Source organism: Paraburkholderia nodosa DSM 21604, assembly GCF_000519185.1.
GTDB lineage: Bacteria > Pseudomonadota > Gammaproteobacteria > Burkholderiales > Burkholderiaceae > Paraburkholderia > Paraburkholderia nodosa.
The window spans coordinates 124,655-141,733 of record NZ_JAFA01000020.1; the positions used below are offsets into that span (position 1 = coordinate 124,655).

The 17,079-nt window shown below is 65.1% G+C and carries 16 protein-coding genes; 6 read left to right on the forward strand and 10 right to left on the reverse strand.

From position 1 onward, the window contains the following. Window positions 1-16 precede the first annotated feature (16 nt). Both A3CW_RS0126515 and bla read right to left on the reverse strand, forming a co-directional pair. The gene (locus A3CW_RS0126515; protein ID WP_028206253.1) at window positions 17-1,750 is read right to left on the reverse strand and encodes a methyl-accepting chemotaxis protein; all 1,734 of its coding nucleotides are present in this window, start codon (window positions 1,748-1,750) and stop codon (window positions 17-19) included. Between the two features lie 148 nt (window positions 1,751-1,898). Continuing rightward, window positions 1,899-2,780, reverse strand: a complete 882-nt coding sequence (gene bla / locus A3CW_RS0126520; RefSeq protein WP_407669769.1) for a class A beta-lactamase — start codon at window positions 2,778-2,780, stop codon at window positions 1,899-1,901. A 121-nt stretch (window positions 2,781-2,901) separates the two neighbouring features. Here bla and A3CW_RS0126525 point away from each other — a divergent pair, with 121 nt between their 5' ends. Next, complete coding sequence (locus A3CW_RS0126525) at window positions 2,902-3,780, forward strand: LysR family transcriptional regulator (RefSeq protein ID WP_028206255.1); 879 nt, start codon at window positions 2,902-2,904, stop codon at window positions 3,778-3,780. A gap of 16 nt (window positions 3,781-3,796) precedes the next feature. Here the strand turns inward: A3CW_RS0126525 and A3CW_RS0126530 are convergent, their stop codons facing one another. From A3CW_RS0126530 to A3CW_RS0126545, 4 genes are read right to left on the reverse strand one after another with little or no spacing between them, the layout of a single operon-like run. Then, window positions 3,797-4,294, reverse strand: a complete 498-nt coding sequence (locus A3CW_RS0126530; RefSeq protein ID WP_028206256.1) for a DUF523 domain-containing protein — start codon at window positions 4,292-4,294, stop codon at window positions 3,797-3,799. Between the two features lie 36 nt (window positions 4,295-4,330). After that, window positions 4,331-5,359 (reverse strand): Zn-dependent oxidoreductase, encoded by a 1,029-nt coding sequence (locus A3CW_RS0126535; protein ID WP_028206257.1) that lies wholly within the window; start codon window positions 5,357-5,359, stop codon window positions 4,331-4,333. A gap of 35 nt (window positions 5,360-5,394) precedes the next feature. Continuing rightward, a complete protein-coding gene (gene manD / locus A3CW_RS0126540; protein ID WP_028206258.1) occupies window positions 5,395-6,603 on the reverse strand; it encodes a D-mannonate dehydratase ManD in 1,209 nt (402 codons plus the stop codon). Window positions 6,604-6,622: 19 nt separating this feature from the next. After that, a complete protein-coding gene (locus tag A3CW_RS0126545; RefSeq protein ID WP_028206259.1) occupies window positions 6,623-7,354 on the reverse strand; it encodes a GntR family transcriptional regulator in 732 nt (243 codons plus the stop codon). A gap of 137 nt (window positions 7,355-7,491) precedes the next feature. Between A3CW_RS0126545 and A3CW_RS0126550 the strand changes: the two genes are divergently transcribed. Both A3CW_RS0126550 and A3CW_RS0126555 read left to right on the forward strand, forming a co-directional pair. Beyond that, a complete protein-coding gene (locus A3CW_RS0126550) occupies window positions 7,492-8,967 on the forward strand; it encodes a mannitol dehydrogenase family protein (protein ID WP_028206260.1) in 1,476 nt (491 codons plus the stop codon). A 42-nt stretch (window positions 8,968-9,009) separates the two neighbouring features. Beyond that, window positions 9,010-10,311 carry an MFS transporter gene (locus tag A3CW_RS0126555; RefSeq protein ID WP_028206261.1) on the forward strand — a complete coding sequence of 434 codons (1,302 nt, stop codon included), beginning with the start codon at window positions 9,010-9,012 and terminating at the stop codon, window positions 10,309-10,311. A gap of 36 nt (window positions 10,312-10,347) precedes the next feature. Here the strand turns inward: A3CW_RS0126555 and A3CW_RS0126560 are convergent, their stop codons facing one another. Continuing rightward, window positions 10,348-12,369: an oxidoreductase gene (locus tag A3CW_RS0126560; protein WP_028206262.1), complete on the reverse strand. Its 2,022-nt coding sequence runs from the start codon at window positions 12,367-12,369 to the stop codon at window positions 10,348-10,350. A 199-nt stretch (window positions 12,370-12,568) separates the two neighbouring features. Between A3CW_RS0126560 and A3CW_RS0126565 the strand changes: the two genes are divergently transcribed. Beyond that, window positions 12,569-13,063, forward strand: a complete 495-nt coding sequence (locus tag A3CW_RS0126565) for a MarR family winged helix-turn-helix transcriptional regulator (RefSeq protein ID WP_028206263.1) — start codon at window positions 12,569-12,571, stop codon at window positions 13,061-13,063. A 242-nt stretch (window positions 13,064-13,305) separates the two neighbouring features. Then, on the forward strand, window positions 13,306-13,530 hold the full coding sequence (locus A3CW_RS0126570) for a hypothetical protein (RefSeq protein ID WP_245623750.1): 225 nt from the start codon (window positions 13,306-13,308) through the stop codon (window positions 13,528-13,530). A 58-nt stretch (window positions 13,531-13,588) separates the two neighbouring features. Here A3CW_RS0126570 and A3CW_RS0126575 read toward each other — a convergent pair whose 3' ends face one another. Beyond that, the gene (locus tag A3CW_RS0126575; protein WP_028206265.1) at window positions 13,589-14,719 is read right to left on the reverse strand and encodes an MBL fold metallo-hydrolase; all 1,131 of its coding nucleotides are present in this window, start codon (window positions 14,717-14,719) and stop codon (window positions 13,589-13,591) included. 409 nt (window positions 14,720-15,128) lie between these two features. Here A3CW_RS0126575 and A3CW_RS0126580 point away from each other — a divergent pair, with 409 nt between their 5' ends. Then, window positions 15,129-15,686 carry a cysteine hydrolase family protein gene (locus A3CW_RS0126580; RefSeq protein ID WP_028206266.1) on the forward strand — a complete coding sequence of 186 codons (558 nt, stop codon included), beginning with the start codon at window positions 15,129-15,131 and terminating at the stop codon, window positions 15,684-15,686. A gap of 13 nt (window positions 15,687-15,699) precedes the next feature. On the opposite strand, the gene A3CW_RS0126585 is transcribed toward A3CW_RS0126580, so the two are convergent. Then, window positions 15,700-16,713 (reverse strand): zinc-binding alcohol dehydrogenase family protein, encoded by a 1,014-nt coding sequence (locus tag A3CW_RS0126585; protein WP_028206267.1) that lies wholly within the window; start codon window positions 16,711-16,713, stop codon window positions 15,700-15,702. A gap of 19 nt (window positions 16,714-16,732) precedes the next feature. Further along, complete coding sequence (locus A3CW_RS50340) at window positions 16,733-17,044, reverse strand: antibiotic biosynthesis monooxygenase family protein (RefSeq protein WP_051481734.1); 312 nt, start codon at window positions 17,042-17,044, stop codon at window positions 16,733-16,735. Window positions 17,045-17,079: the final 35 nt, after the last annotated feature.

A 17,079-nucleotide genomic window follows, 5' to 3' on the forward strand; every position in this document is an offset into this window, starting at 1 on the left:
CGACATCAGAAGACCATCAGAAGGTCTGCCAGTCGTCATCGGACGTGGCCGTTGCCGGTTCACGGCGTTCCGCCTTCGGCGCGGGCGCAGCGGGAGCGCGCACGGGCGCGGGCCTCGAAGGTGCGGGACGCCTGGCCGTTGCGCTCGCAACGACCCTCGCCACCGGCGCGATGCTCGTCGTTGCCGCACGCCCCGCCGAACCGATGTTGAACACCGAGACCAGCTCGCGCAACGCCGCTGCCTGCGAGGACATCGACTGCGCCGCCGCCGACGCTTCCTCGACGAGCGCCGCGTTCTGCTGCGTAACCTCGTCCATCTGCGTGACGGCCTGGTTGACCTGCTCGATGCCGGTGCGCTGCTCGCCCGAGGCCGCCGAAATCTCGTTCATCAGGTCGGCAACGCGCTTGACCGATTGCACGATCTCACCCATCGTGCGGCCCGCGTCGTCCACGAGCGCCGTGCCGTTGTTCACGCGCTCGACCGATACGCCGATGAGCTCCTTGATTTCGCGCGCCGCCGTCGCGCTGCGCTGCGCGAGCGTGCGCACTTCGCCGGCCACCACCGCGAAGCCGCGGCCCTGTTCGCCTGCACGCGCCGCTTCCACGGCTGCGTTGAGCGCCAGGATGTTGGTCTGGAATGCGATGCCCTCGATCACCGAGATGATCTGCGCGACCTGCTCGGAGCTGTTCGCGATGTCGCGCATCGTCTCGACCACGCGGCCCACCACTTCGCCGCCGCGCGTGGCCGTTTGCGAAGCCTGGCCCGCCAGCGTGTTGCCCTGGGTCGCGTTGTCGGCGTTCTGCTTGACGGTCGCCGTCAGCTCTTCCATGCTCGCCGCCGTTTCTTCGAGCGAAGCGGCCTGCTCTTCGGTGCGCTGGCTCAGATCGGTGTTGCCCGCCGCGATCTGCGCAGAGGCCGTGGCAATGCCTTCACTGCCCGTGCGCACGCGGCCCACCAGGTCGACGAGCCGCTCGTTCATGTGACGCAGCGCGCCGAGCAACTGGGCCGCCTCGTCGGTGCCGTCCACGTCGATGCGTGCGGTCAGATCGCCGCGCGCCACCGTTTCGGCCACGTCCACGGCCCGGGCGATCGGGCCCGTGATCGAACGCGTGATGAAGAGCGCAATCGTCGCGCCGAAGCCAATGGCGATCACGATCAACGCGATGGTCCAGGCGACCGCGCTGTGGTACGCCGCCTTCGCCGTGGCGACTTCGGCGGTCGAGCCATTGTGATTGAGGGTCACGTCCTGGTTGATGAGATCCATGACCGATTGAAACGATTGCGCGGACGCAGTCGAAACGGCGGCGCGCGCTTCGGCCGAGCCTCCGTCAGCCGAATTGGCGAGCGCCTCGACCTTCTTGTCGTCGTCCACATAGTGCGACCAGGCCGTGCCGATCGACTCGAACAAGCGGCGTTCTTCGGGCGAGGAGACCAGCTTCTGATAGCCGTCCAGCATGGTGCCGAACTGGCTGATCATCTGGGCATGACGGTCGTGCAGCGAGGCCTTCTCGCTGGCGTCGCTGGCGATCAGCATGCGCAGCGACGTGCGACGCACGTCCTGCGCCTGATTGCGCATATTGCCGAGCGTCTCGACGCTGGGCAGCCAGTCCGTGGCGATTTCCTGCGTGCCGTCGAAGATGCGCGACGCCTGCAGCAGCCCGATCCCGCCCACTGCGCCGAGCAGGAGCAACACAATGGCAAAGCCCGCGCCGAGACGCGGGCCGATTTTGATTCTGGTAAGGAATGACATGGGGACGCCGTAGTGAGAGGTCATCCCTATTGACGACATCGACGCCAAAAAATTAAGTCAATGTTGCAAATATAACAATGCGTAAGGAAGGCGCACCGAGCGAACGATCGGTCTCTTTTCATATGATTAGGAACCCGTATCAATTGCTTCAGAGACTCGCCACCCATACTCCGACCCGCGCGATCGCCGCATCGCGCTGCGCAGAACTCGCGTGCGTCGCGCCCGTCAGATAGGTCGTGACGAGGATGGGCGCGCGCCCGGTGGGCCAAACAATGGCCACATCGTTCGCCGTGCCCCGGTCGCCCGTGCCGGTCTTGTCGCCCACGCGCCAGTCCTTCGGCAGGCCCGCGCGCAAACGCGCGTCACCGGTCTTGTTGGCGACGAGCCATGCAATGAGCTGCTCGCGCGATGCCGCAGAAAGACGCTCGCCCAGCAGCAGTTCGCGCAGGTTCGCGACCATGGCGGCGGGCGTGGTCGTATCGCGCGGATCGCCTGGGATCGCTTCGTTGAGCGTGGTCTCGTTGCGGTCGAGGCGCGTTACGGGGTCGCCAATGCTGCGCGCGAAAGTGGTGATCGCCGAAGGGCCGCCAATGCTCTCCAGCAGCAGGTTGGCCGCCGTGTTGTCGCTGCGCGTGAGCGCGGCTTCGCACAGTTCGGCGACCGTCATGCCTTCGCCACCCGCGCGCGGTCCGCTCACCGGCGAATACGACACGACTTGCGCAGGCGTATACACGACCTTGCGCGCGAGGTCTTCCTTGCCGTGATCCTTGCGCGTCAGCACGGCCGATGCGAGCAACACCTTGAACGTGCTGCACATCGGAAAGCGCTCGTGCATGCGCCACCCGCGCACGTGTCCGTTCGCCGTATCGAGCATCGCCACGCCGAGACGCCCGCCTGCCTGCGCCTCGATGGCGGCGAGCTGCTTTTCCAGCGTGCCCGCGGGCGCAGCGCCCGCTTCCGCCGCCTGCCCCACCGTTGCGCCGAATGCCTGAGATGCAACGCCAGCTATCGCGCTGCCTAACATCGTCATCGTGAATCTACGTCGCGTAATCATGACCTCTCCCAGAAGAGCCGCCACTATCGCGTGTTCTCCGCGAGGTGACAAACGATGATAAATTGCGCCTTGCCCCAGAAAAACTTATGGCTCAATCATGCGAACGTATCTGCCCCTCAATGCCTTGCGCGCCTTCGAAACGTCGGCGCGGCACCTGAGCTTCACACGCGCGGCGAGCGAGCTGAACGTCACTCAGGCGGCCGTGAGCCAGCAGGTCCGCACGCTCGAGGAGCGGCTTGGCGCGACCCTCTTCAAGCGTCTGCCGCGCGGCCTTGCGATCACCGACGAAGGTCTCGCGCTGCGCCCTGTGCTCACCGACGCGTTCGACCGCATCGAAGCCGTGTTGCGGCAGTTCGAGGGCGGCCACTTTCACGAGGGGCTGACCGTGGGGGCCGTGGGGACCTTCGCGGTGGGCTGGTTGATGCCGCGCCTGAAATCGTTTCACGACGCGCATCCGTTCGTCGAGTTGCGCATCATGACGAACAACAATCTCGTCGATCTCGCAGGCGAAGGGCTCGACTTCGCCATTCGGTTCGGCGACGGCACGTGGCCGGGTTCGCGCGCCGCGAAGCTGTTCGACGCGCCGCTCGCCGCGCTCTGCACGCCCGATATCGCACACCGTCTGCAGCACCCCGCCGACCTCGCCAACGAAAAACTGCTGCGCTCGTATCGCGCCGACGACTGGACGCTCTGGTTCGAAGCCGCCGGGCTCGCGCCGCGCCCCGTGCGCGGGCCCGTGTTCGATTCGTCGCGCCTCATGGTGGAAGCGGCGATGCAAGGCGCGGGCATCGCGCTCGCCCCGGTTTCGATGTTCGAGCGCGATCTCGCGGCGGGCAGGCTCGTGCGGCCCTTCGATATCGAGGTGCAGGCCGGCAGCTACTGGCTCACGTCGCAAAAGGGGAAAACGGCGACGCCCGCCATGCGCGCGTTCAAACAATGGATCGTGAAAGAATCCGGCAGCGGCGAGGATGCGTGATTGCGTGGTTATCGTGCTACGCGTTTGCCTGCGTGAGGCGCGCGTGAAGCGCTTCGATTTCCGTTTCCGCGAAGACCTCGATGCCGTGCTGGCGCAGCAATGCAGTCGTCACACCTGCGCCCGCGTGCTTGCGGCCCGCGAAACTGCCATCGTAAATGGCCCGGCTGCCGCACGAGGGGCTGCCATCGGTCAGCAACGCATAGCGGCAGTCGTGCGCGAGCGCCAGTTCTAGCGCGACGCGTGCGCCTTCGACGAAAAACGCGGAGACGTCCTCGCCGCGCGCGTCGATCACGTGTGCGAGCCCTGCCAGCACAGCGGCGCCCGACGCGGCGTTTGCGATTTCCGCAGGCAACCTCGGCACGCCGAACCCGCCTGCAACTTCCGGGCAAACGGGCACGAGCCGCCCCTCACACTGCCACTGCTCGATCAGTGCATGCGCAACGGTTTTCGCCGAGCCGTCGTATCGAACAGGGCGGCCAAGCAGGCAAGCGCTAACGAGTATTCGGGGGAGCATGCGCGATGAGAGTCTGTTGCACGAATGCCCCGCATTTTACGCGCCGAAGTCGAGCAACACCTTGCAGGTTTCGCGAGGATTGTGCTCCGCCAGCTCGAACGCGCTGCTCACCTCGCGAAAATCCACCTTATGCGTGATGATCGATTCCGGCGTGACGAGCCCACGCTCGAGCCAGTCGATCACAGTCGGGAACATCGCGCAGTTCAAGCGCGAGGCGCACAACGTGAGCTCCTTTTTCGTCAGCTCCTGCTGCGCGATGGCCGAAGGCGTCGACGAAAACCCGAGCAGCCCGATACGCCCCGCGGGCGCCGCGAGCCGCACCGCTTCTTCGAGGATCGACGGATGGCCCACCGCATCGAAAATCAGCGTTGGGCCGTCTTCCACGCCGCGCGCGCGCAGCGCGTCGGCAAGCGGCTCGTTGCGCGTGTTGATCGTTTCGTCGGCTTGCGCCCCGCAGCTGCGTGCGAGTTCGAGCCGCTCGTCGAGCTGATCCGTAATGAACGCACGCACGCCGTACACGCGCTTGAGCACCTGCAGGATCGTGAGCCCTACGGTGCCCGCGCCGTAAATCAGCGCAACGTCGCTGTCCAGCACGCCGGTACGCGCCGTGACGTTCGCCGCCACGGCAAACGGCTCCACGATTGCCGCGCACGATTGCGCAATACGCTCGGGAATGCGGTACGCGTTGCGCGCGGGCGCGCACACATACTCGCTGAAACCGCCGTCGCGATGCACGCCCAGCACGACGAGATTACGGCACACGTTCTGCCGCCCGATCTGGCATGCGTGGCAACGCCCACAGCTAATGACGGGATCGACGGCCACGAGTTCGCCCACGCGCGCGGCATCGACACCCTCGCCCACGGACTCGATGCGGCCCACGAACTCGTGGCCGATGATTCGTGGATACGACACGAACGGATTGTGCCCGCGATAGATGTGCAGGTCCGAGCCACAGATGCCCGCATAACGCACCCGTACACGCACCTCTCCCGCTGCGGGCGTGGGCGTGGGCATCTCGCGCACGGCGAGGCTGTTCGGTCGATCGACGACGACGCTCAACATAGTGGACGCTTCCATGGATATTTGCTCAGGTATGCCTACCAGTTCCACATCGACCCGTCGCGCAGACGGGCGACCGGCAGATAGGCGCGTTCATAGGGATATTTCGCGGCCAGCGTCTCGTCGATGTCCACGCCGAGCCCCGGCGCGTCGTCCATCACGAGGAAGCCGTTCTCGAAGCGGTACTGATGCGGGAACACGGCATTCGTGAGCGCGTTGTGCGGCATCAGTTCCTGAATGCCGAAGTTCGGGGCCCACAGGCCGAAGTTCACGGCGGCCGCCATGCAGACCGGCGAAAGATCGGTGGCGCCATGAAAGCCCGTGCGCACCTGGTACATGGCCGCGTAATCGGCAATGCGGCGCATATGCGTAATGCCGCCCGCATGCACGATGGTCGCGCGGATATAGTCGATCAGCTGTTCGCGTATCAGGTCCTTGCAATCCCAGATCGAGTTGAACACCTCGCCCACCGCGAGCGGCGTGCTGGTATGGCTGCGGATCAGGCGGAAACTCTCCTGGTTCTCGGCCGGTGTCGCGTCCTCCAGCCAGAAGAGGCGATACGGCTCCAGGTCGCGGCCGAGCCGCGCGGCCTCGATCGGCGTAAGGCGGTGGTGCGCATCGTGCAGCAGATGCGGGCCGAAGCCCACGGCCTCGCGCACCTTGCGAAAGAGTTCGGGCGTATGGCGCAGATAGAGCGCCGTGTCCCACGGCTCCTCGGGCGGCAGCCCCTTCTGGGCGGGCTCGTACTCGCCCTTGACCTTGCCCACGCCATACACCTTGTCGAGACCGGGCACGCCCGACTGCACGCGTATCGCCTGGTAGCCCTCCTCCACATGCTGGCGCACCGCGTCGATGGCCTCTTCGTGGTCGCGCCCGTTTGCGTGGCCGTAGACCATCAGCCCTTCGCGGCTCTTGCCGCCCAGCAGCTGATACACGGGCATGTTCGCGAGCTTGCCCTTGATATCCCAGAGCGCCATGTCGATCGCGGCGATCGCCGTCATCGTGACCGGGCCGCGCCGCCAGTACGCGCCGCGATAGAGGTATTGCCAGATGTCCTCGATATTGCGCGGGTCGCGGCCCACGAGGCACGGAAACACGTGATCTTCGAGGTACGCGCGCACGGCCAGTTCGCGGCCATTGAGCGTCGCGTCGCCGAGACCGTACACGCCTTCGTCGGTCACGATCTTCACGGTCACGAAATTTCGGCCGGGGGAGGTGACGATCGTCTGCAGCCGTTCAATCTTCAATTGCTGTCTCCACTCTCTTTCATTCGACGAAATAGTCGGGCACGCGCGCCTGCACTTCCGGCAGATGCGAGCCCACGCGGTCGATATGGCTCGCCACCGTCGCGCCCAGTTGCGCGAAGTTGCGCGAAGCGATATGCGCGAGGATCAGCTCGTGTTCGCGCAGCGCGCGCTGCGCATGGTCCGCCACACGGTCGAGCAGCAGCCAGCGCACGCGGTCGAACTGGCGCTTCATTGGCTGCAGCATTTCCCACACGTGCGAGCGGCCCGCGAATTCGAACAGGCGCCGGTGCATCAGCTCGTCGAGATCGAAAAAGCGGTCCACGTCGCCGCGCGCGACGGCGTCGCGCTGGTCGTCGACGATCCGGCCGAACTCCGTGAGCTGGTCGGGCGTGATGGTCTGGGCCAGCTGCACGTGGTTCGCGCATTCGAGCGTGCTGCGCGCGAAGCGCCCCTCTTCGAGCTGCGAAATGGAGATCGGCGCGACGATCGTGCCGACCTTGCGGTAGATGTTCACGAGATGTTCGTCGGCGAGTTGCGCAAGCGCTTCGCGCACCGGCGTGCGGCTCACCTGCAGCGCTTCGGCAATCGCGGCCTCGGAAAGGCTGGCGTGCGGCGGCAGCGCGCCGCGCACGATGGCGTCGCGCAGAAAGGCGTGCACCTGTGGGCGATAAGAAGCGTCGGGGTTGGCGACGAACCCGCTCAGTGCGGCGAGGACGGTGTCCTCTTGCGGTTCGATGACGGTCTGGCTCATGGCGGGTAACGGGTGACTTGTTTGTACCATGGTAGCAAATACGCTTTACGGTCACTGCATAGTGTTAACCCCGATAAAACGAGATAAAACATCGGACTAAGCTTCAGTCATTCGCATACGTACCATGGTACAAAGCAATGACAGCACCTTTACTGTGTGAGCGCTCACTAACCAAAGCGGCGACAGCCGTGCGCCAACCGACGTACGACCGCCAGCGGGTGCGCCCCGGCATCGTCCATCTCGGGCTGGGTGCGTTTCATCGCGCACACCAGGCGCTCTATACGGAAACGCTGCTCGAGCGCGGCGACACGCGCTGGGGCATCGTCGGCGTGAGCCTGCGCGAGCGGCGCGTGCCGCTGGCGCTGGCCGCCCAGGACCACCTCTATTCGGTCACCGAGCGCAGCGGCGAGACGACGGCGAGCCGCGTGGTCGGCGCGCTGCGCGGCGCGCTTTACGCGCCCGAGGCGATGGACCGGGTGCTCGGCGCGATTGCGGACCCCGGCGTGGCCATCGTGAGCCTGACCGTGACCGAGAAGGGCTACAGCATCGCGCCCGCCGGCGCCGAGCTGGACGCCGGCGACCCGGGCATCCGCCACGACCTCATGACACCCGATGCGCCGCGTACCACGCTTGGCGTGCTCGCCGCGGGCATCCGCAGCCGCTCCACCAGCGCGCCGCTCACGGTGGTCTGCTGCGACAACATGCAGGCCAACGGCGACACGCTGCGCAAGCTGCTGATCCAGTATGCGGAGCAGTTCGACCCGGCGCTCGCGCGCCGCATCGGCGAGACGATCGCGTTTCCCAACACGATGGTCGATCGCATCGTGCCGGCCGCCACGCCCGCGTCGCTCGACGCGGCTGCCACGCAACTCGGCCTGCGCGATGAAGCCGCGATCGTATGCGAGCCGTTCACCCAGTGGGTCATCGAAGACCGCTTCAGCGGCCCGCGCCCCGCGTGGGAAGACGCGGGCGCGCTGCTCACGCGCGATGTGCATCCGTACGAGGCCATGAAGCTGCGCCTCCTGAACGGCACGCATTCGGCGATTGCTTACATGGGCCAGTTGCGCGGGCGCGAAACCGTTTCCGATGCGATGGCCGATCCCGCCATGGCCGCCTTCGTGCGCGCGCTGATGACCGAGGACCTGCTCGCCACCGTGACGGTCCCGCCCGGCTTCGACGTTCATTCGTACTGCCAGGATCTGCTGGCGCGCTTTGCCAACCCGACGCTTGCGCACCGTACCAGCCAGATCGCGACGGACGGTACCCAGAAAGTGCCGGTGCGCTGGCTACCCGCGCTGCGCGAGAGCCTCGCGCGCGGTATCGAGCGTCCTCATCTCGAACGCGCGCTCGCCGCCTGGCTGCACTACCTCGCGACCGAACGCAGCGACGCGGGCACGTCGCTCGTGGTGAGCGACCCTGGCGCCCCTGCGCTCGCCGCGAAGCTGCGCGGCGCGAGCACGGCGCTCGACACCGTGCAAGCCGCCCTCTCGCACACGAGCGTCTTTGGCGCAACGCCCTGGCCGCAGGCGTTCGCCGAGCGGCTCGCCCGGCATCTGCAATCGCTGCGCCGGCACGGCACGAACGCGCTGCTGGCCTGCCCCGCGCCGGCCTGAAGCCGCACGCGCGCCCAACTAGATAAAGACTGGAGACAGAACATGAAGCAACGCACGATGGGATGGATAACCGTATTCCTGTTATTCCTCGTCTACGGCATCAACTACCTCGACCGGGTGGCGCTCTCGATCACCGCACCGCTCGTTCAAAAGGACCTCGGCATCGATGCGGCGCAGATGGGCATCGTGTTCAGCAGCTTCTTCGTAGGCTATGCGCTGTTCAATTTCGTGGGCGGCCTCGCGAGCGACAAGCTCGGGCCGAAGATCGTGTATGTCCTCGCGGTCGGGCTGTGGTCGATCTTCTGCGGGCTCACCGCCGTGGCCGTGGGCTTCGCGAGCCTGCTCGTGCTGCGCGTGCTGTTCGGCATGGCCGAAGGGCCGCTCTGCGCAGGCGCGAACAAGATGGTCAACAACTGGATGCCGCGCGACATCGCCGCGACTTCCATGGGACTCCTGAGCGCCGGCTCGCCGCTCGGCGGCGCAATTGCCGGCCCGGTGATCGGGCTGCTCGCGATCAGCTTCGGCTGGCGCCCCGCGTTCTGGATCATCTGCGCGATTGGCCTCGTATGGTGCGTCGCGTGGATGCTGCTCACCGCCAACCGTCCTTCGGAAAGCCGCTTTGTCAGCACGCTCGACGAAGCCGAGCCCGCGCGGCGGGGACCGAGCGTCGCGCACACGATCCACGCGGTGCCCGACAGCGCCGCTTCTTTGCCGCTCTCGGCATGGCTGCGCCAGCCGCTCGTGATCGCAACGGCCGTGGCGTTCTTCGCCTACAACTACGTGCTGTTCTTCTTTCTGAGCTGGTTCCCCAGCTACCTCGTGCAGGCGCATCACCTCAACATCCGCGAGATGAGTCTCGCCACCGTCGTGCCCTGGCTCGTGGGCACCGTTGGCCTCGCGGCGGGCGGCGCGATCTCCGATGCGATCTTCCGCTGGACCGGCAAGCTCATGCTCTCGCGCAAGATTGTCCTTTCCACTTGCCTCGCGGCGACGGGCGTGTGCGTGGGCGTCGCCGGCCTGGTGCATACGGCTGTCGCGGCCATCGCGCTGATGTCCATTGCGCTCTTCCTGCTCTATGTGACGGGCGCGCTCTACTGGGCGATCGTGCAGGACGTCGTGCATTCCGCCAGGGTGGGCAGCGTGAGCGGCTGCATGCACTGCGTGGGCAGCCTTTCGGGCGTGATCGGGCCGGCAGTGACAGGCTTTCTGGTGGAGCGCAGCGGTTCGTTCGCCACGGCGTTCGCGCTGGCCGGTGTGGTTGCAGTCACTGGCGCGGCGCTCTCGGCAGTTTTCATTCGTGACGCCCGCAAGAGCGCGCCGCTCACGGACAAGGCGTATTCGTAACCAGCGTGTGAGCCGGCGCGTACGCCGGCGGCGACGTCACATCGTCATCGCGAGCCGCGTGGCCTGATCGATAGCGCGCAACGCATCGAGTTCGGTGGCGACGTCGGCACCGCCTATCACCTTCGGTTTCGCTGCGCGCGCGACGAGTTCATCGTAAAGCGTACGGTTCGAATTCTGCCCCGCGCACAGCACGACATGATCGACGGCGAGCACATGCGGCTTGTCATCGATGCGATAGTGCAGGCCTTCGTCGTCGATCGCATCGTAGGTCACGCCCGACGTCATCATCACACGCGCCTTGCGCAAGCGGGCCTTCAAGATCCAGCCCGTCGATTTACCGAGGCCCCTGCCGAGCGGTTCCTCCTTGCGTTGAAACATGTGCACGCTACGGCGCGGCGCGCCATGAGCGTCGCTACGCGTTAAGCCGCCCGCATCCGCATTCGCGGCATCGACGCCCCACGCGCGGAAAAACACGCCACGGTCCAGCGATTCCTGCGCATCGCCCAGCAGATACTCGGCCACGTCGAAACCGATGCCGCCCGCGCCGACGATCGCCACGCGCTCGCCCACTTCGACCTTGCCCGCGAGCACGTCGATGTATGACACTGCCTTCGGATGATCGACACCCACGATATCGGGCACGCGCGGCGTGACGCCGGTAGCGATGACGATCTCGTCGAACGCCTCGCTGGCGAGTTCATCGGCCGTTGCAGCTTGCCCGAGCCGCAATGTCACGCCGAGCCGCTTTAGCCGTACCTCGAAATAGCGCAGCATCTCGTGAAACTCGGCTTTGCCGGGCACGACCTTCGCCAGATTCAGCTGGCCGCCCAGTCGCGCATGCGCTTCGAACAGCGTGAGCGTGTGGCCACGTTCGGCGGCGTTGATCGCGAACGCCATGCCGGCCGGGCCGCCGCCCACCACCGCGATACGTTTGGGCTGCAAGGCGTTGCCCGCCGCGAATTCGATCTCGCGCCCGGCGCGCGGATTGACGAGGCATGTCGCAGTGCGTTCCGTGAAGATGCGGTCGAGGCAGGCCTGATTGCAGCCGATGCATGTGTTGATTTCGTCGGCCATGCCAAGCCGCGCCTTCTTTGCGAAGTCGGGGTCGGCGAGCAGCGGGCGCGCCATCGAAACGAGATCGGCCACACCCGAGGCGATCAGTTCCTCGGCGACCTCGGGCGTGTTGATGCGGTTCGACGCCATCACCGGAATCGACACCGCCCGTTTGACGTTGCGAATCGCGTCGCGCCAGGCCGCGCGCGGCACGCACGCCGCGATGGTCGGCACCGCCGATTCGTGCCAGCCGACGCCCGTGTTGATGAGATCCGCGCCGGCCGCTTCGATCTCCTTCGCGAACGCCGCGATCTCGGCGCCGTTCATGCCGCCTTCCACGAGGTCGATGGAAGAGATGCGGTAGATCAGCATGGGCTCGCGGCCCATTTCCGCGCGCACGGCACGCACGATGTCGAGCGCGAAGCGGATGCGGCCTGCGAAGCTGCCGCCGAATTCGTCGTCGCGCGCGTTGGTGACGGCGGCCGTGAACTCGTTGATGAGATAGCCTTCCGAGCCCATGATCTCCACGCCGTCGTAGCCGGCCTGGACCGCCAGCGACGCCGTGCGGGCGAAGTCGTCGATGGTGGCGCGCACTTCCTGAGTGCTGAGGGCGCGCGGCGCGTACGCATTGATTCTCGCCTTGGCGGCCGTGGGCCCCACGCACTCCGGCACCTTCGCATAACGGCCCGCGTGCAGGATCTGCAGCACGATCTTGCCGCCCGCCTCGTGAACCGCGCACGTCACGGCGCGATGCTCGTCGATCTGCTCCGCGCGATTGAAGAGCGGGCCTCCCGCCTCCATCACCCCTTCGGCGTTCGGCGAGAACCCGCCGCTCAGAATCAGGCCGATTTCGCCGGCCGCGCGCGCCGCATAGAACGCCGCGAGGCGCTCATGCGGACGGTCGAGCGTTTCGAGCCGCGTGTGCATCGCGCCCATCACCATGCGGTTGGGGAGCAGCGTCGCGCCAACGCGAAGCGGGGTCAAAAGCCGGTCGTAGGTCGCCATGGGGATGTCTCTTGATATTCTCGTGCGTCGTTTTCACACTCTAGGCGAGCCCCCTAATTACGTCAACATCATGATATATATTGAGGGCACGAGGAGGGGTATTGCCCAAATGGACGGCGCGCCCACTTCCCTTCACTATTTTCGTATCAGCTATTTGTCTCATTGCCCGCCGCACTCGCGCGGCGACCGAAAGGCGCCCATGACCCAGAACGACCCTTCGTACGATCAATCCGTCTCGTCGATTCACAACCGCTTGTTCTTCCGGCTGTTCCAGGCGGGCAACACGCTCGACCGGCAGACGACCAAGGCGCTCGGCATCACGACCGTGCAGTGGTCGGTGCTCGGCGCGCTGTCGCGACCGCAGGTTGCGGAGGGCATGTCGTTTTCCGAACTGGCCGACTATCTCGTGGTGAGCCGCCAGAGTCTCGACGGCGTGCTCAAGCGCCTGGAGCGCGACGAGCATGTGCTGCGCGTGGCCGACACCCTGGACCGGCGCGCGAAAAAAGTCGTGCTCACGGACCAGGGCAAGGTGTTCTGGGAGAGCCTGCAGCCGAAGATCTACGAGTTCTATCGCCAGGCGCTCGCGAGCTTTCGCTTCGACGACAAGGTTTCGCTCGTGCACTTCCTGAATCAGCTGAACAAGGGCATGGACGAGATCGATCTAGGCGAACCGGCGCAACGCGAGCAGGAGTGAATGCACGCTCGCGCTTTCATATCGTGCAACGCGCGCCCGGTGTGTGCAAATTCCGCATTTCCGGATACGGGCGAGCAATTGCACATGGAAGGACACCTTCTCTTATCGTGAAAGACATCACGTAAGCCATTGAACAACAAGGAAATTGCAGCGCCGCAAAGCTGCAGGGAAGTCGTCTTTCACTGCGATAGACTGAATCCAACGACGCTTCTTATTCGCTTGTTAATCAATGGAGACTGATGATGGACGTGTATATCGAACCGTTACCGAGAGGCCAATGGGGGCCAATCGATGGTTACGCCCTGGAGTTCGAGGACGGCAGCAAATTCGCCGAGAACATCTTTCGCTCTGAGCTTCTCGCGATCAGCGAGATCGTCCTGAGAGGCTATAAGCCGCTGCTGGCGAAGGTCCGCATTACGGACAAGCACGCCAACGCGCATTGGAAACGCCCCGAAACTTCGCGTTGACGTGTTTAAGCTCGACGGCATGGTTTGCCGTCGAGCTGCGTACCCGCCCTATCGCTTATCAAGCGCCGAAGGTGAAGCGTGTGCCGGTAGACGACCACAGCACCTTACCCGGCATGGCCTGAGTCACCATCGAGTAGAACACTTCGCCGGAACAATGCATCGGAACGATGTAGTCCGGGTCGATTTCCTTGAGCACGTTCACGGTGGCCTGCTGATACTCCGGCGGCTGCGGCGCAAGATGAAAGCCGCCGAGGATCGCGTGCACGTGATCGACGCCCGACACCTTCATCGCCGTTTTGACGGTATTGAGCACGCCCCGGTGCGCGCACGAAGTCAACACCACGAGACCTCTGCCCTTCACCATATACGCGGTGCCCTGCTCATGCTGAAAATCGTCGGGAATCGTCGTGGCGTTTTGCTTGGCCGCCGGTAGTTTGTCCGCGGCACAGCCCACGCCATTGTGGATGCCGACGGTCATGTTGCTGGGATTGAGCGGCTTCTCAAACGTGGTCTGGGGAATCCAGCCCGTGGTGAACGCATGACCCGCCACGACGGCGGGGTGCTCGGCAAACACGATGTTCAGATTGGCGTCGCGCATGGCCTGCCGGTCGAGCGAGCCGAACTGACGCACGCCGATCTCGCGTGTGCAGAAACATTCCTCGCCCCCTAGGTAAATGGGCAGCTTCGCTTTCAGCTTGCCCTGGTTTGCCTGGAGAAAGCCGACCATGCCGCCAAAGTGGTCGTAGTGGCCGTGTGTCAGCAACAATGCATCGAGCCGCGCCGGGTCGATCTTCAAGAGTGCTACGTTATTGTTCAAGGTCTCGGGCGTGTAGCCGAAGTCGATCAGGATTTGCCTGATCTGGTCCGCCTGCGCGGACTCGACATGCATGGAGAGCCCCCATTCGTTCTCGATGGCAAGGCGAGGCGGCTGATCTTGTCCGAGCGCGAGGCCAAAGCGCTGCACGTCGACGTTGCCGATGCGGCGGCTACTCTCCAGCGCGGAATACGACGAGTCGGTGACCACGCGAACCGATACGCGATCGACAACGGGTACCGGTCCGCTCAGCGGCTCGGCGAACGCGACCCGCGATTCGCCGAACATTGCCCCCGCAAGCACCCCTAGCGCGCTGAATCCACCCGCCCGCAGTATTCTGCGGCGCGACCAGCTACCCAGATATCGATCGTCCATTTTCTGATCTCCGTCGCTCGCGACTCACCGCATGGTAGGCGACAGCACCTTACGCCCAATGCGAAGGGTCGACGCGAACGTGCGCTACCGCACATTCGCGCGGCGCACCCCCGAGTCGAAAGGTCGTTGTCATGCTGATCGCACGGGCTCGTAAGCGTGCCGGCGAAACGCACACGTATCGATGTGCAGGCAACGAGAACAACACCGTTGACGCCTCAGGCCGCCTCCTGCATGATCGTCCTCATGAACGCGCACATCCTCACCACGACCACTACCACGACCGCTTCCGGCGGGTCGTGAGTTCGGTGCGCACACGTTAGATTTCGTATCGATCACAAGGCCCCGCCAGCAATGGACGGGGCCTTGTCGTTTCTCCGTGCGTTGCGGGCGCAACTACCGGAGAACCACCATGCCCAGCCTCGCTCGCGAACGCCGCGCCCTTCTCGTCATCGATATGCAGAAAGGCTTGTTCAACGGCCCCAATACGCCGTTCGAGGGTCAGCGCGTGCTCGCCAATATCAGGCAGCTGATTGCCGAGGCGCGCAAGGCTCGCGCGCCGGTCTTCGCCGCGCGTCACGTCGGGCCGCCGGGCTCGCCCATCGAGCCGGGCAGTCCGCTCACGCAATTGCTGCCGGCGCTCGCCATCGACCCGGACATCGACGGTGTGTTCGAGAAGCGCCGCCCCAGTTGCTTTACCGGCACCGATCTCGCGCAACGGCTCGCGCGCGCGAACGTGGGCGAACTCGTCATCGCGGGCATGCAGACGGAGTACTGCGTGGACTCGACCTGCCGCGCCGCGGGCGACCTGGGCTTTCAGGCGCTGCTCGTCGCGGACGCTCACACGACCATGGATACGCCCGTGCTGAGCGCCGCGTCGATTATCGAGCACCATAACCGCACCTTGAGCGGCCCGTTCGTCAGGCTCGTGAGCACGGCCGAGTGTGCGTTCGACCGCGCGTTTGAGTGACGCACGGCGCGATTCAAAACCCTTCGAGCACGAGCTTGCCGCGCGAGCGGTTGGTTTCCACGAGCTCGTGCGCCCGGCGCAGGTTCGCCGCGTTGATGGTCCCAAAGCTCTCGTTCAGGGTCGTGCGCAACACGCCTTCGTCGATCAGCGAAGCCATGCGCTCGAGCAGATCGTGCTGGCGAATCTGGTCTTTCGTCCCGAACATCGAACGCGTAAACATGAACTCCCAATGCAGGGCCACGCTCTTCGTCTTGAGCTTGCGGAAGTCGACCAGCTCCGGGTCGTCGATCAGCGCGAGATGCCCCTGCGGGTTGATCGAGGCGACGATCTCGTCGAAGTGACGGTCGGTCTGATTCAGGCTCGCGATATAGTCCACGCCTTCCATGCCGATACGCTTGAGCTCCTGCGAAAGCGGCTTCGCATGATCGATCACGTGATGCGCGCCCAGTTCGCTCACCCACGTCGACGTTTCGGGCCGCGAGGCCGTGCCGATCACCGTGAGGCCCGTGAGCCTGCGCGCCAACTGCACGAGAATCGAGCCCACGCCGCCGGCCGCGCCGATCACGAGCAGCGAGTCGCCGGACGGCACCTTGCCTTCGGGCACCTTGAGGCGGTCGAACAGCAACTCCCACGCCGTAATGGAGGTGAGCGGCAACGCGGCCGCCTCGGCGAAGTTCAGGCTTTGCGGCATGCGGCCCACGATGCGCTCGTCCACCACGTGGAGTTCGCTGTTGGTGCCCGCGCGCAGCAGCGAGCCCGCATACCACACCCGGTCGCCCGGCTTGAAGAGCGTCACGTCCCGGCCCACGGCGCGCACCACGCCGCTTGCGTCCCAGCCGATCACTTTCGGCTCGCCGTTCTCGGGCGCCATGCGCGCGCGCACCTTCACGTCGACCGGGTTGACCGACACCGCGTGCACTTCAACGAGCAGATCGCGCGGGCCCGGCTGCGGGTCGGGGAGTTCGAGATCGATCAGCGATTCGGGGTCGCTGATGGGGAGATTGCGGTAATAACCAATCGCTTTCATCGTGAATACCTCCAGACAGTCAAATTGCGGGAACCCGGCTTGGTTGAACAAGCGGCTCGAAGTGATAGAGGTCGGGGTCGGCCGAGAAGTACGGCCACAGCGTGTGCAGGAAGGTCTGGAAATCGCCGTGCATCATGAACGCGCTCTGTGCGTCGAGGCAGTCCCATTCCACTTCCAGCACGTAGCAGCCTTCGTCTTCGCACTGCGGACCGAGACGGTGCCCGCGATAACCCGGCTTGTTCGTGAGCAGCGGGCATACGCGCAGCCAGGCCGCCTCGAAATGCGAAATCTTGTCGGCCCGCAGATAAAAGCGGCCTATCGCGACGATCATGCAAGCCTCCGTGCCGTTCGTGTTGGTATGAATAA